The following is a 15,396-nucleotide window of genomic DNA, read 5'->3' on the forward strand; positions in this document are numbered from 1 at the left end:
AGAGGTAAATAAAAATATTTTGGAGTATGAGATGAAATTAGTAAGCAAATGTCGTGTTGCTTTACTTGTTGCCGCAGCACTGGGGATGAGTGCTTGTAATGACGGTAAAGATGGTAAAGATGGCCTACCTGGCGAGCCTGGCGCGCCTTGGGTACCACCAGTAGTGACCACATCAGCAGTAGCAAAAGTCATGGAATGGCAATATGCCGATGGCGTAGTCAATGTTGAATTTTCGGTTGAGAACCAAGATGGGCTTCCAGTAGAAGATTTAGATAAAGTCCAGTTAATGTCAACAATCAAAAATGAAGCAGGTTTACTTGCTGACACTGTTGATGTGACTTGGGTTGCGGGTGATGATAACGCACCAGGTACCTTGACCCATGCTGGTGAGGGTATTTATAACCTTTCTATGCCACATGAAGCGGCCACGTCGGAGTCAATTGGTACTGGTTATATTCGTCCAGGTAATGGCGCAAATGGTATGCCACGTACTAAGCGTGTGATGTTTACTAAGAACGATAATTATGCACAAGTGAGCACCACTGACGATGCTAAATGTGTGGCTTGTCACGGTGAATTTGAAGATGCGACAGGCAACGCAACGTGGGGTTGGCATCAGCATCACCATGCAATCGACAATGACCAAGAAGTTATTGTTGTTGAAGCATGTCTAGTTTGTCACACTCAAACTGAACAAAAAGATGGCGGCTGGGCAAATAACACTATGGCAATGCTGGGTCATGGTTTGAAATATATTGATGGTGTTAAACAACCTTCTGGCCACGAAGCATTAGCTAAGAGAATGTCCTCAGAAGATCAAAGTAAGAGTGCTTACTCAATGGATAAGTACCGCTGTTCAACGTGTCACATTGATGATGTGGTATTTACAGCATCTCTCAATGGCTGTACGACTTGTCATGCTGATTTACAAGATGCAGATAAAGATTTAGCTGTTAATCACAGTAACTTTACCGATCTTGATTGTGCAAGCTGTCACAATCAGTACCAACATAAACATGAAAATGGTGCAAACCGTGATGAAGCATTAAACCGCTATAACTTTGAAGTTATTTCTGTTGTTCGTAGTGAAGATAAAGCGACGATTGAAGTCACTGCAAAAGCGACTGATAGCGAAGGTAAGGTTGTTGATATCTTAGCAATCGAAGCCACAGATGCACAACCAGCAGGTTGGGCTACTGTCATGAAAAACGGCGAGGCAATGTTGCCTGGTCGTGACGCAGGACATGTAGCACGTTCTATATCGACTCGTGCTGGCGACGACAATACCACGGTTTATATCATCGAACACGCTCTACCATATGAAGAAGGTGAAGTATTATTTGGTGGTGTCGATGGTAGTGTTCATTACACTCATCGCTGGGGATACCCTGCTAAAGCACCTATTTCAGTATCAAACGTTAAAGACGTACGTCGTACTAGCTCTGACGGTCTAAAGTGTCTTTCTTGTCATACTGAAGGTCTAGATGGGCACGGTAGTAAGCGTGGTGGCTTCGATTTAGGCGGTGACTCATGTGTACAATGTCATTCCGCTTATAACTGGGAACCTGCTAAAGAAGGTGAAGATTATGCGATGGCATGGGGACCATTGGTTCATAACATGCACTTTGGTGACTACAAAAAAGGCCGTGGCCTAAATGATATGCCAACCACAGACACAGGCATGCCGGTAGACTGTCAAGCTTGTCACACCGGTCAAATTGACCTTGATGACGTAGTGCCAGCGGTTGTGTTAAACGGTATGGATGAGAGCAGTGTTTACGGTATTACAGCCATTACCGCTAACTGTTCTACATGTCACACGGGTGACTCTGCTAAAAACCACATGATCCAACAAGGTGGTGATTTCAATGTGGCTATCACGCCAGAAGCTGATATGCACACGGGTGAAAGTGGCGACTTTGCCGTATTTAACCCTGCACCTATCACAGAATCATGTTCTGTATGTCACTCCCCAGCACGACTTGCAGAAGCTCATAATTATTAATATTTTTAATTAATGAGTTGATTTTGATTCATCATCAATAAACCGAGCAAAATGCCTGAAATTATTCAGGCATTTTTTTGGCTTTAATTTACCTACAACAACGTTGCTTTAAGCCGTTACTATTTTATTTAATAAGCCTATTTTATAAACTCATTTGATAAACCTAGTTTATTAACCTAGTTGATTAACCTAATTAATAGACCCACTCAATAGCCCTTTTACTGCTAATTTCTTGCTTAAAAACTAATGCCCTCGCTTACTGTTCTTTAATACCTGCTCTAATGGGTTATAGCCATCAGGAACGGGGACCAAGGCATTTTGTTTCTCATACTCGCCATAGGCGTTAATCAATTCATTGACTAACTTAGGCATTTTTGTCGCGAGATTATTCATTTCAGATGGATCAATACTAATATCATAAAGCTCCCAATCACCATTTCCTTTTGGTGCAGGGTTTTTAGACAGCTTGTATTTCCCTTGGAAAACCGCGCTACTGCCGGCAAGTTCGTAACCGATAATGGCATCATCGGCATGAACCTTCTCTTGTTTTCCGGTTAATACTGGCCAAGCGCTGGTGCCATCAGGGGTATGCACCTTTTTACCTTTATAGCTGCCATTAGGTTTTTCAACACCAGCAACTTCCAATAAAGTGGGATAAATATCTTTTACAAAGGCAAAGGTATTAGTTCTTTTACCGGCAGGAATACTACCAGGGAAACGCGCTATAAAAGGCACTCTTAAACCACCTTCGGTTGAAAAGGTTTTGTAGTAACTATTTGGGGTATTTGCCGCTGCAGCCCAGCCTGGACCATAATCCGCATAAGAGCCTTTTTGACCCATTTTGGAGTAATCACCCTTGTAATCTTCCATATAGGTATAAGGATAGTTTTTTTGATACCAAGGGCGATAATCATCTTTGGCAGACAGTAAATTAGGGTCGGTGCCGTTATCCGCCATAAAGATGATTAAGGTATTATCCAGCTCACCTATCTCCTTTAAATAAGCCAATAATTTACCAATATTGTGATCCATATTATCGGCCATACCGGCATAGGTTTGCATCCGTCGAGCATTAAACTTTTTCTCTTCTGCGGTTAATTTGTCCCAATCCGGCAGTTGCCAGTCTTCAAATGAGGTTTTTTCAAACTGTTGATCGAGTTGCACCGTCTCAGGAAATAGTCCCATGGCTTTTTGTCTTTTTAAACGAGCCTCACGCATCGCCGACCAGCCGGCATCATAAACACCGTTGTATTTATCAATAAACTCTATGGGTGCTTGATGAGGGTAATGTACTGCTTGGTATCCCAGCCAAGCTAAGAAGGGTTTGCCGTCTTTTCGGTTGGATTCAATATTATCGATAATACGCTGGGTATAAAAATCAGAGGAGTAATAGTCTTTGGTGGGCAGTTTAACTTCTTTGTCATTTTCAAAATAATGAACGCGTTCATACATTGGTGCGTAAGGCATTTCGACCCAATTATCAGCGCCGCTTTCAGCTAAAGCGAAAGACTGATCAAAGCCGCGCGCATAAGGAATTGACTCCTTGTTACTGCCCAAATGCCATTTACCCGCCATGTAAGTATGATAACCCGCATCGCGCAGCACGGTTGCAACTGTCACCACACTGGTATTTAAATAGCCTTCGTAGCCAGGCTTGCCAAATTGGTTATCGGCCATGATTTCATGCATATTGCCTAAACCCGCTAAATGGTTATCTACCCCACTGATCAGCATGGTGCGTGTTGGTGAGCAGGTCGCGCCCACGTGGAAATTAGTAAAGCTCATGCCTTCGTTGGCTAAGCTATCAATATTGGGGGTTTCAATTTCACTGCCATAGGCACCGATATCGCTATAACCCATATCGTCTGCAATCAATATGAGAATATTAGGGCTTTTAGTGTCGCTTTTTTTATCACTGGCTCCCGCCTCTTTAGATCGCTCTACATTTTTGAGTACTGACTTCTCAGTTGTAATATCAATGGCCTTAGCTAGATTTATCGTTCCGACAGGTAGCACCAATAGCGCTATTAGTCCCAATTGTATTTTCATGTGTAATCTTCCTTAATTAGTGTAAAAGCTGTTAGCTAATGCTTTCAGAGGCTGAATTTGCACACCATGACTGAAACTAACAATGAATAGACTGCAGATAATGTTTTCGCTGACAGGCAACCTACTTGGTTAAACCAGAGCATTCACAGTAGCAACATGAAAAAGTCGAAACAATCAGTCTTTTGTATACATAGGAAACAGTGCTTATCATTGAGTGAATTGATTACTCGCAGATATAAGTGAGGTGATTGAACGTTTTTGGAGGTATTTATAGCATTTAGTATGGCGCATAAAAAAGCCAGCGAGATGCTGGCTTTAATCAGTTACTTAGAAAGTATCTTTTTAGAAAGTATCTTTTTAAAAAGTATCGTTTATGGATGACAAACGTTATGCATTTCTAAGTTGGTGCCAATGTCTTTATTATTGGCTTTGGCATCATCATTTCTAAGTTGAGTGAGGTGATCCAAGTACGCTTGATCAACATCGTTAGTGATGTAGTTTCCATCAAATACTGAGGTTTCAAAGCGCTTAATTTCTGGGTTTTCCATTCCAACCGCTTCAACCAAGTCTGATAAGTCTTGGAAGATAATCCCATCAGCGCCAATGATTTTAGCAATTTCATCAGCATCACGACCATGAGCAATCAACTCATTGGTGGTTGGCATATCAATACCATAGACATTCGGGAAGCGAATTTCAGGTGCTGCTGAAGCAAAGTACACTTTTTTAGCACCAGCTTCACGAGCCATTTCGATAATTTGCTCAGAGGTGGTACCGCGTACAATTGAATCGTCCACTAGTAATACGTTCTTACCGGTAAACTCAGTTTTAATGGCGTTTAGTTTACGACGAACAGACTTTTTACGCTCTTGCTGACCCGGCATAATAAAAGTACGACCAATATAGCGGTTTTTAACAAAACCTTGGCGATATGGCAGATCCATTCCACGAGCAATTTCGAGGGCAATATCACACGAGGTTTCAGGAATTGGGATCACCACGTCAATATCATAATCTTCCCATTCTTTTTGAATTTTGGCGCCTAATTTAGCCCCCATGTTTACACGGCTGGCATAAACTGACACTTTATCAATGCTCGAGTCTGGACGAGCAAAATAAACGAATTCAAAAATACAAGGTGCATAGCTTGGCTCAACCGCACATTGGCGAGTAAATAGTTGACCATCAAGTGAAATATAAACCGCCTCACCTGGCGCAACGTCGCGCATCACTTCAAAGCCAACGGCATCTAATGCCACTGATTCAGAGGCGACCATGTATTCGGTACCTGTTGGAGTTTCGTTCTTACCAAGTACTAAAGGACGGATCCCAAATGGGTCACGAAATGCCACTAAGCCTTGGCCAATAATCATCGCCGCTGCAGCGTAAGCACCGCGAGTTTGTGCATGTACTTTTGCTATTGCATCAAAAACTTCATCAGCGCTTAAGGTTAAGCTGCGGGTTTCTTGCAGCTCATCAGCTAGCAAGTTTAATAGCACTTCAGAATCTGAGGTGGTATTTACATGACGGCGCTTTTTGATCAGTCCTTCAGCAAGCTCAACTGTATTCGTCAAGTTACCGTTATGGGCTAAGGAAATACCAAATGGTGAGTTAACATAGAATGGTTGTGCTTCAGAGGCGCTCGAGCTACCTGCTGTTGGATAACGTACGTGTCCAATACCTGCATTACCTTGAAGGCGTTGCATGTGTTTGATTTCAAATACGTCTTTAACGAGTCCATTAGCCTTACGTAAACGAAATGCATTTTTGTCCACGGTCACGATGCCTGCAGCATCTTGACCACGGTGCTGAAGCACGGTCAACGCATCATAAATGGTTTGATTAACCGATGACAGACCAACTATTCCGACGATACCACACATGGGTAAGCTTCCTCATTGTAAGATGTTTTATATTTATATTTATATTTTGGGTACAAAGCTGGAGGTATTTTCCAGATAGTCAAAAAACCACTGAATAACCACACCAAATTGGGGTACAAGCTCTGAATCCGTCCACCAGTCTTGACTTGAAGCACCGGTAAACGCATCCAGAAAAAATAATATTGCGCTGACGATTAACGCCCCGCGAAGCGCGCCAAAGCACAAACCTAATACGCGATCTGTACCTGATAAGCCGGTTTTTGACACCAGTTGGCCTAATATGTAATTAACTAAGGCACCAAGAATGAGAGTAGCGATAAATAAAATGGCAATGGCAACGCCATTTCTAAGCATTTCATCATTCATCTGCGTTAGGTGAACAGCGAGATCTTGATAAAATTGGCTGGCAACAAAGAAAGCAGCGAACCATACCACTAGCGACATGGCTTCTTTGGCAAATCCGCGTATCAAACTGATAACAGTTGATAGGCCGATGATAATGAGAATAGCGTAATCAATCCAAACCATTGAGAGAGGGATCCGGTATAGATGTTAAGACGGCGCGATTCTAACAGAGACTGAAAAGTTTCACACCTCTAGCAGAATAAATTGACTGTGCGCTGAAAAAAACAATAATGAATGGTTAGTTTTCTAGGGGATTGTATTGCACAATCTTGCCTTGAAGACCGGTTATTTTTTGTATTTTTTGTTGATAACTTTTCAGTTTATCTGCTGAGAGTTCAGGGCCGACAAACACTTTTGTTAAAGAGCCATCAATCGGTTTTGCCGGTAATGTATAAGCGGTAAAACCATTAGTGCGTAGCTTTTGAACTAGGCCCTCAACATTTTTAGCGTTATTAAAACCACCCAGTTGCAAGGTAAATCCCGCTTTGATGGGCTGAGCTTGTTTTATGGCTGATTTAGCAGTTTCAGGCTTTGAGGTGACTGCTGTTGATGCATTTGAGGTGTTGGCGCTTGTGACTGACTTTGTTCCACTGTCAGTTTTAGTCGCTGGCTTAGTGCTGGTTTTTTCTGAAACTTGAGCTAAGTCTTGGGTTGCTGCAATCTCTTCAACTTCAAAGGTTTCAGGAGTGTAACCCTCGCCTATTTGATCGCCGGCTTGCTCAGTAATCACTGGACGTAAAGGAATTTCTGTAAATTCTTCAACTTGGCGCTGCTTTTTACCGTCTAATAAATCAGGTAAAAATATAACCCCAAGAGCAACGATCACTATGGTGCCAACTAAACGGTTTTGAAATTGACCAGACAAATCTTTATCCCTTTTTTAATAATTCACTAAACGCTGCCACAGTGTAAAATGAGCCAAAAACAATTACTACATCATCTGCATTTATATTTGACTTAATACTGCGCCAAGCCAAATCCATTGACTCAAATTGTGATGCAGACAAGCTTGTATTTAACTGCTTGGCTAATGTTTTAGCATCATTTCCGCGCTCAACCGATAATGAAACAAAGTTCCATTCATCAATACTGTCTTCAAGCTCCTTTAACACTGCTGCGGCATCTTTATCTTTTAACATACCGCACAAGGCAATAATGCGCGCAGGCTTAAAGCCTTGCAGTTGCGTAGCAAGGTATTTAGCGGCATGGGGATTATGCGCTACATCAACCCACACTTGTGGTTGATCTAATACTTGCTCAAAGCGACCTGATAAGCTGGCATTGGCAATGCCCTGTTTAATATCGTTATCACTGAGCTGTGGAAAAGCCTGCTCAATAACAGCAATGGCTGTGGCGGCATTGGCTAAAGGTAATCTCGGTAATGGTATCGCCTCTATGCTGCGATTAGCACTACAATAGTGCCAAGTAGCGCTGTTATCAGTGCTAGTGTTATTTGTGCTAGTGTTATTTGCAATAGCATAGCTAAAGTCTTTATTAACACCATAAGCATGCGCATTAATCGCTTGGGCATATTCAATGATGGAATTCGGGCAATCAGGTTCACCAATCACCGCTAAGCGCGAAGCTCTAAATACTCCAGCCTTTTCACGGCCAACTAATTCTCTGGTATCGCCTAGGTACTCTTGATGGTCAATATCAATCGAGGTAATGACACTGACGTCAGCATCGATAATATTGGTCGCATCTAAACGGCCACCTAAGCCCACTTCCAGTAAAATAATCTCAGGTTTAGCCCGCTTGAAAATATATAAGCCGGTTAAGGTGGCAAATTCAAAAAAGCTTAATGAGATCTCAGCGCGGGCTTGCTCAATGGCACTAAAGGCTTCAATGATTTGCGCATCAGTCACATCAATATGATTAAGCCTTACACGCTCGTTAAACTTAACTAAGTGCGGCGAGCTATAAACCCCAACCGTTTTACCGGCTTGCAAAAATACCGCCTCAAGCATGGCGCAAGTGGTGCCTTTGCCATTGGTTCCGGCAACGGTAATCACTTTAGACTCAGGTAAGGACAATAGACTTAAACGCTCAGCAACAGCGGTGACTCGGGTTAAACCCATGTCTATTTCAGTGGGGTGAATCGATAATAAATAATCTAACCATTGGGACAAGCTAGCATCTTGTGCAGGCTTAACGGTTAATTGCGTGTCATTATCTGTCTTCATTGTATCCCTTTTGAATTTGTCCCAAGCTCACATTGTTGTTTCGTAAATTGTTGTTTCGTTAACAGTAAAAATGCGACTATTAGCGTTCAGTGCCAGCTAAGTGTCTAATCTTGCATAAATAGCGGCCCCATTGGCGGCTTAGGTAAGTTGTAGTGCTCTGGGTAAGTCACATCCACCAGATATAAGCCATTGGGCTTTGATGTCGGCGCGGCAAACTTTCTATCTTTTAATGCGAGAAGTTCGTTAACCCACTCAACTTTTTGATGAGACTGGCCGATTTCAAGTAAAGTGCCAACAATATTACGCACCATATGATGCAAAAATGCATTGGCTTTAATATCGATAATAATGAATGTACCTTGGCGAGTGACATTAACAAACTCAATGGTTCTTACCGGACTATGGGCTTGGCACTGTAATGCTCTGAAGCTGGTAAAGTCATGTTCACCAACAAACAATTGCGCGCCTTGATGCATCAAATTGTGATCAAGTGGGTAGTGATAATGGGTTAAGCCCTTATTTAAAATACCCGGTCTAAATTCACTGTTATTGATAATATAACGATATCGGCGTGCAGTCGCTGAAAAGCGAGCATGGAAAGTGTCATCCACTTCTTTCGCCCAGCGTATGGCAATATTATCAGGTAGCTTGGCATTAACGCCTAATGTCCACGCTGACATCGCTCGATTAGCTTGAGTATCAAAATGTATGACTTGACCTGTTCCATGTACCCCAGAATCTGTACGTCCCGCACAGATAATTTCAATCGGTTCATTGGCAATTGATGATAACGCCGCTTCGATTTGCGCTTGCACAGAATCAACTTCTTTCTGTCTTTGCCAACCAAAATATTGACTACCATCGTATTCGACGCCTAAGGCCACACGCATTGATTAAACCCTCTAATTTTAAGAGCGCGCATTTTATAACAAATTAACTGAATATGTAATGTAAAAGCGCTGCCCACAGCTTGAGTTTATATTCCTGAAACAAAAACGGCGCAGTTAACTGCGCCGTTTTATGCACTTTATGATTAGCTTATATCATTCAGTAGTTTTGCGGCTTCACTTTGTTGGCGTTCATTACCGTCAATTTTGACTTCAGTGAGTAATGCTTTGGCAGCATCTTCATCTTCAATCTCAATGTAGGCACGGGCCAGATCTAATTTGGCATTAACTGAATTTTCTTCGTCATCAACATCAATCATTTCCGCATTGCCAATAAGGGCATTAACTTCGCCCATATCCACTTCAACATCTTTGTACTGATCGCTTACTTCGACTATTTCATCGGCATCATTTAATAATACGTCGATATCGATGAAACCGTTTTCTTGCTCAAAGGTATTAAGAGTCTCTTCAGATGGTGTTGATTGCTTTTCTTCAGCGTCAAGGGCGGCAAGGGCTTCATCAACAGTTAAATTATCTTCAGTCAGTGAATAACTGCCATCATCTGCACTATTGACGTCATCAGCACTATTGACGTCATCAGCACTATTGACGTCATCAGCACTATCAACATCATCTTGATTGCGGGCTTGTTTAAATAATTCTGACTCCCAATCTAATTTGGCCGGCTCAGCTTTTTTTGACTTTAGATCATCAAAAAAGCCTGACTCTTTTGGCTCAAATTCAGGGTTTTCATTAAGCTTGCTGTCATAGTCTGTGTCTGTGTCTACCGCAGCATCAGTTTCAACTAACTCATCATCAATGGCAGACAAGCCTGCCAGCATGTTATCAAACTCAGCTTCTGAGCCTCTTTCGTCCTCCGAAAACTCATCGATTGAAAATAATGGCGGTTCATCATCCTCGGCGAGCTTATCGACATCAAAGTCTGCCAATAACGCATCAAGATCGTCGGCATCTGTATTGCTATCGTTATTAGACTCTGTTGATTTCTCAGCCGCTAATAACTGGTTAACGAGGGGATCATCGTGCTGATCATCATCTAGGCCAAGAGTGACATCATCACCAGAGGCAAATGTTAGTGGCTCGGCTTGGCGCGTATCTGTATCTGCAAGGCTGGCTTCTGGCTCATTATTCATGTCAGCAAGCAAGGCATCTAAATCGGCATCTGATGTGGTGGCGTGTTCGTGCTCGCCTTGTTCCTGCTCAAGCTCGGCGGCAATTTGCGCGGCGAAATCATCTGCCCCAGTAAATGACTCTTCAGGCTCTGCTGTCTGTTGAGGTAACTCGGTTTGTGTTTCTAAATCTGAAATAAGTGAGTCAAGATCGCTATTGTCGCTATCAATTTCAAGTTCTGATTCAATTTGGGCTAGCTCAGAAGCTAATTGCGGCTCGACATCGACATCTGAAGTGGCTAGCGGAGTAAACTCTTTTTCAGGATCGACTGTTGCCAGTAACTCATCAAGGTTCTCGCTGTCATCTAATGTCGTGGCAACATCACTTTCTAATTCAGCTGCAATTGCGGCAGAAAAATCTTCTGCCTCTTCAACATCATCAGTAACGTCGATGGATGCAAGTAAGGCGTCAATATCATCAACTGAATCATCAACTGAATCATCAACTGCGCTATTGGCAGATTCATCAGCCTGTGTATCGACAACATTTGATGCTTCAGGCGGTATACCAAAGTCAGCCATTAAGCTGTCGATATCATCTTGGGTATCGGTTTGAGTTAATTCAGCTGCTTGTTCAAAGCTTGGGTTGGCTTCATTGTCTGCTTCTGCTATAGGCTCATCTGCTGGTAAATCAAAGTCTGCCAGTAAACTGTCGATATCATCTTGAGTATCGCTTTGAGTTAATTCAGCTGCTTGTTCAAAGCTTGGGTTGGCTTCATTGTCTGCTTCAGCAATAGGCTCATCTGCTGGTAAATCAAAGTCTGCTAGTAAACTGTCAATATCATCTTGGGTATCGGTTTGAGTTAATTCAGCTGCTTGTTCAAAGCTTGGTTTTGCTTCATTGTCTGCTTCAGGTGTAGGCTCATCTGCTGGTAAATCAAAGTCTGCTAGTAAACTGTCGATATCATCTTGGGTATCTGTTTGGCTGACTTCTGCTGCTGGCGTTTGTGCTAAGTTAGCAATTTCAGATCCGCCATCTAATTCACGGCCTGCTTTACTTCCTGCTTCAATGCCTGATTCGGTAATAGCTTCATCTGCTGGTAAATCAAAATCGGCCAGTAAACTATCTAAATCTTCTTCATCTGTTTGTTTAACTTCTGCTGATTCATCAAGCCCCTCAAGTAAGCTTTCAAAATAGTCTCCTTCGTCTTCCATAGACGCCAATTCGCCTTCTTGCTCATCCATGGCTTCTGACCACAAATCATCTAGGGAGGTGCCTTCAGCTATTTGTTCGCTAGCCTTTTCATCTTCGATATACATATCAACATCGTCAGCACCATCTAAAGATAATTGCGTTTCGTTGGTGATATCTAGATCCAGCAAATCTTCTGTAGAGTCGTCTTCATCTAAATGAATCGCTAAGTCATTGAGATCGTCAATATCATCCGTAACGGCCAATGATTCAGCCACTGCCGCTTGTGGGCCTGCCATTGAGGCTAAGGATTCTGAACTTGTTTCAGCTTGAGGTGTTTCATTGATGCTTTCACCCTGCTCATTTTTACGGCGCATCAGCCAGAAAACAATCAGGAATAGTATAATAAGCGGTAATGCCGCGATAACGGCAAGCAATATCATGTTGTCAGCAATTGACCGCCAAAAGTTAGTTGGCTGCTCAATTACTGTTGGCTTAGCATTTTCAGCAACCAATAGCGCGTAGGCAGCTTCAAGTTCAGTGTGATTTTCAGAAAGTAGTTGTAACTCTTCTTGTGAGAGAGAAAGCTGCAAAGACAGCTCTTGTATCTTCGCTTTTAAGGCTGCGTTGTCGGCATCCTTAATCATTAACATATCTTCTGAACGGGCTAATTCATCGGTTAAAGATAAACTTTTACTCTGTGCGTTCTCGAGTTTAACGGTTAACTCATCAATGAGAGGTTGGTTAACCTCGACTGTATTTTTAAGTGGTTTTTCAGCAACGATGGCTAACGGTTTTTGAGCTGAAGTTGCTTTCGTTTGCCCAGCACTTACCGCAGGCTTTTGCGACGCTTTGACAGTTACATTGGCATTAGCGAAGCGTTTATCATTATCTTCAGCCCGAAGCTTGGCATCCGCTTTTGAGATTTGCGCCATCACATCTGCAGAAGGGACTAGCAGCGTCATCCCTCGCTCTAAAGAATTATAATTATCACTGCTAAAGGCATGGGGATTAGCATCAAAAAGTGCCGCCATGACTTGGTATATGGTGATACTTTGATTGGGCCTAACCTTTTGGGCAATACTCCAAAAAGTGTCAGCTGAAGTTGTAGGACCATATTGACGGGCAACGATGGAATTGACTTCGCCGTTGGGGCCAGTAATTTTTAGCGTCTGAGCATGAACAGGCCCAACCGTAGAAGCAGCAGAAACAGCGGCCAAAGCACAGGCCATTATGCCGACAAAATAAGCAGTACGAAGAATCATCAATCTTTCCTTTGAGCGCTATGGGGTTGTCATCATGACAACTGGCTTTAGGCAATTGTATTTATTAGTTTTAGTATTCATAAGACTATAAACCAGATTTAATTACCCTGCTACTGTGAACCACGCGAAAACGAAAAAAGCCTGCAGGCTGCAGGCTTTTTAATCTAAATAGCTCTATTTAAGGGATATTATCGAATTAATAATAATCTCTAATTAAGACTTCGGCTATTTGAACACTGTTTAAAGCAGCACCTTTACGGATGTTATCGGCAGTCACCCATAAATTTATACCGTAATCATGAGAAATATCTTTTCTCACACGGCCAACAAATACTGGGTCAGTACCTGCAGAGTCTGTCACTACCGTTGGATAATCTTCATCATTTTCAAATAACACGATACCTTCAGCATCACGTAATACAGCTTTTACTTCTTCAGCTTCAACAGGTTGGCGAGTTTCAAGGTGCACAGCTTCTGAGTGACCATAAAAAACGGGTACACGTACCGCAGTTGGATTAACCACGATATCGTGATCACCAAAAATCTTTTGGGTTTCCCACACCATTTTCATTTCTTCTTTGGTGTAGCCGTTGTCCATAAACACATCAATTTGCGGTAATACGTTAAAAGCAATTTGCTTTGGGTATACCTTATTTTCAGCAGGTAAACCTTGAAGTAGTTTGGCCGTTTGACCCGCTAACTCTTCAATGGCTTGCTTACCTGAACCTGAAACTGACTGATAAGTTGCCACGTTGATACGTGAAATACCAAATGCATCATAAATAGGCTTTAGCGCCACTAACATTTGAATGGTTGAACAGTTAGGGTTAGCAATGATATTACGATTACGGAAGTCTGCAATAGCCTGCGGATTAACTTCTGGTACCACTAATGGCACATCGATGTCATAACGAAAATGTGAGGTGTTATCAATCACCACACAGCCATGCTCTGCAGCAATCGGGGCCCACTTAGCTGATACGTCACCACCAGCGGAGAAGAATCCAATTTGAGCCGTGCTCCAATCGAACGTTTCCACATCTAGAATTTCGACTTGTTTACCATTAAAGCTAACGGTTTCACCTGCACTGCGGCTACTGGCTAATGGGTATAAGTTTGCAACCGGAAAGTTTCGCTCTTCAAGGATCTCAATCATAGTTTGACCCACTGCGCCCGACGCACCTAAAACAACAACATTAAATTCCTGTGACATAATTAACGCTCGACTCCTGAAAAACCTAATTTATAGACCCAATTTACCTTACAAGCACCCGTGTTGACTAGCGACAATGCACTAAATTCACGTCGATGAGTGTGATTTTTTCTCATATGATCGAAGCCATTGTGATTTAAAAAGGTTTTTCTAAATAATTCGTCATCATCGTTGAGGTTATAAACCAATCTAGCAAGGCTAAGTAACTGAGTTTCTGTTGGTTGCTCTGCCACGGATAATTGATTTAGAAAAAATGGCGGTAATAGGCTCGATACTGATTTATCATGGGGCAACTTTAGGATGTGACACAATTTTTCAAACAACATAAAGGTGCCTCGCGCTTTGCCTTCTAAGCTGTAGCCTGCAATATGGGGAGTGGCAAATTCAGCTAAAGGCACCAGTTCAGCCATTGGATGTGGCTCGCCTTCCCATACATCTAAAACCAGTTTTAAATCGTCACGTTGACGTTTAACTTTTATCAAGGCTTGGTTATCAATTACCTCGCCTCTGCAGCAATTTAATAACCAGGTATTTTCTCTTAGCTGCAGTAATCGAGCTTCATCGAATAAATACCAGGTTTTATCTGCGCCTTCTTTGGTGATTGGCACATGTAAACTGATGATATCGGCTTGCTCGATTATGGTATCTAATGACACGAACTGGCGTTCATCCGCAGCACTTTTTTGTAAAATAGGATCACATAACAGTACTTTCATGCCATAAGCGTTTAAGCACTTTTCTAATGCTGAACCGGTATTACCCGCACCAACAATGCCAACAACTTTATTTTTAATTGGCTGATTAAAGCGCTTAGCCAATTCAAGCATGGCGATAAAAGCATACTCGCCTACTGCTGTGGCATTGCAACCAGGGGCATTAGTAAAGGGGATATTACGCTGCTTAAGGTAGGTTAAATCAATATGGTCGGTACCTATAGTGGCACTGCCAACAAACATTAATTTGTTTGCTTTAGACAATAAGTCTTGATTGACCTTAGTAACTGAACGAACCAGCAGCACGTCAATATCAATCAGTTGCTCTGGCGCTAATAAGCGACCATTAACGCGCTCAATTGTCCCTAGGTGTCCAAATAAGGCTTCCACATAAGGCATGTTTTCATCGGCAACGATTTTCATAAGTGTAATTAGCCATAAATACTGTGAGTATCTGCTTATTCT

The 15,396-nt window shown here is 42.3% G+C and carries 10 protein-coding genes; 1 reads left to right on the top strand and 9 read right to left on the bottom strand.

Translation table 11 applies throughout. The features are described from left to right. Positions 1-31 precede the first annotated feature (31 nt). On the top strand, positions 32-2,005 hold the full coding sequence (locus BM739_RS03010) for a hypothetical protein (RefSeq protein WP_076537123.1): 1,974 nt from the start codon (positions 32-34) through the stop codon (positions 2,003-2,005). Between the two features lie 243 nt (positions 2,006-2,248). On the opposite strand, the gene BM739_RS03015 is transcribed toward BM739_RS03010, so the two are convergent. From BM739_RS03015 to BM739_RS03055, 9 genes are all read right to left on the bottom strand, one after another. Next, the gene (locus BM739_RS03015) at positions 2,249-4,054 is read right to left on the bottom strand and encodes a sulfatase-like hydrolase/transferase (RefSeq protein WP_083698046.1); all 1,806 of its coding nucleotides are present in this window, start codon (positions 4,052-4,054) and stop codon (positions 2,249-2,251) included. Between the two features lie 371 nt (positions 4,055-4,425). Continuing rightward, positions 4,426-5,937: an amidophosphoribosyltransferase gene (gene purF / locus BM739_RS03020; RefSeq protein ID WP_076537125.1), complete on the bottom strand. Its 1,512-nt coding sequence runs from the start codon at positions 5,935-5,937 to the stop codon at positions 4,426-4,428. 39 nt (positions 5,938-5,976) lie between these two features. After that, the gene (locus BM739_RS03025) at positions 5,977-6,465 is read right to left on the bottom strand and encodes a CvpA family protein (RefSeq protein WP_076537127.1); all 489 of its coding nucleotides are present in this window, start codon (positions 6,463-6,465) and stop codon (positions 5,977-5,979) included. A 115-nt stretch (positions 6,466-6,580) separates the two neighbouring features. Further along, positions 6,581-7,207, bottom strand: a complete 627-nt coding sequence (locus BM739_RS03030) for an SPOR domain-containing protein (RefSeq protein ID WP_076537130.1) — start codon at positions 7,205-7,207, stop codon at positions 6,581-6,583. Positions 7,208-7,211: 4 nt separating this feature from the next. Beyond that, the gene (gene folC, locus BM739_RS03035) at positions 7,212-8,528 is read right to left on the bottom strand and encodes a bifunctional tetrahydrofolate synthase/dihydrofolate synthase (RefSeq protein ID WP_076537132.1); all 1,317 of its coding nucleotides are present in this window, start codon (positions 8,526-8,528) and stop codon (positions 7,212-7,214) included. A 104-nt stretch (positions 8,529-8,632) separates the two neighbouring features. Next, positions 8,633-9,418, bottom strand: coding sequence for a tRNA pseudouridine(38-40) synthase TruA (gene truA / locus BM739_RS03040; protein ID WP_076537134.1), 786 nt, complete (start codon positions 9,416-9,418; stop codon positions 8,633-8,635). A 143-nt stretch (positions 9,419-9,561) separates the two neighbouring features. Continuing rightward, the gene (locus tag BM739_RS03045; RefSeq protein WP_076537136.1) at positions 9,562-13,005 is read right to left on the bottom strand and encodes a FimV/HubP family polar landmark protein; all 3,444 of its coding nucleotides are present in this window, start codon (positions 13,003-13,005) and stop codon (positions 9,562-9,564) included. A 196-nt stretch (positions 13,006-13,201) separates the two neighbouring features. After that, positions 13,202-14,218, bottom strand: coding sequence for an aspartate-semialdehyde dehydrogenase (locus BM739_RS03050; protein ID WP_076537138.1), 1,017 nt, complete (start codon positions 14,216-14,218; stop codon positions 13,202-13,204). A 2-nt stretch (positions 14,219-14,220) separates the two neighbouring features. Continuing rightward, a complete protein-coding gene (locus tag BM739_RS03055) occupies positions 14,221-15,354 on the bottom strand; it encodes a 4-phosphoerythronate dehydrogenase (RefSeq protein ID WP_076537140.1) in 1,134 nt (377 codons plus the stop codon). Positions 15,355-15,396 lie beyond the last annotated feature (42 nt).

Source organism: Shewanella sp. UCD-KL21, assembly GCF_001957135.1.
Classification (GTDB): domain Bacteria; phylum Pseudomonadota; class Gammaproteobacteria; order Enterobacterales; family Shewanellaceae; genus Shewanella.

What these genes read in the sequence shown, in the direction of transcription:
- BM739_RS03010 (WP_076537123.1), top strand. Translation starts at nt 32, where the DNA reads ATGAAATTAGTAAGCAAATGTCGTGTTGCTTTACTTGTTGCCGCAGCA.
- BM739_RS03015 (WP_083698046.1), bottom strand. Translation starts at nt 4,054, where the DNA reads ATGAAAATACAATTGGGACTAATAGCGCTATTGGTGCTACCTGTCGGA.
- purF (WP_076537125.1), bottom strand. Translation starts at nt 5,937, where the DNA reads ATGTGTGGTATCGTCGGAATAGTTGGTCTGTCATCGGTTAATCAAACC.
- BM739_RS03025 (WP_076537127.1), bottom strand. Translation starts at nt 6,465, where the DNA reads ATGGTTTGGATTGATTACGCTATTCTCATTATCATCGGCCTATCAACT.
- folC (WP_076537132.1), bottom strand. Translation starts at nt 8,528, where the DNA reads ATGAAGACAGATAATGACACGCAATTAACCGTTAAGCCTGCACAAGAT.
- truA (WP_076537134.1), bottom strand. Translation starts at nt 9,418, where the DNA reads ATGCGTGTGGCCTTAGGCGTCGAATACGATGGTAGTCAATATTTTGGT.
- BM739_RS03045 (WP_076537136.1), bottom strand. Translation starts at nt 13,005, where the DNA reads ATGATTCTTCGTACTGCTTATTTTGTCGGCATAATGGCCTGTGCTTTG.
- BM739_RS03050 (WP_076537138.1), bottom strand. Translation starts at nt 14,218, where the DNA reads ATGTCACAGGAATTTAATGTTGTTGTTTTAGGTGCGTCGGGCGCAGTG.
- BM739_RS03055 (WP_076537140.1), bottom strand. Translation starts at nt 15,354, where the DNA reads ATGAAAATCGTTGCCGATGAAAACATGCCTTATGTGGAAGCCTTATTT.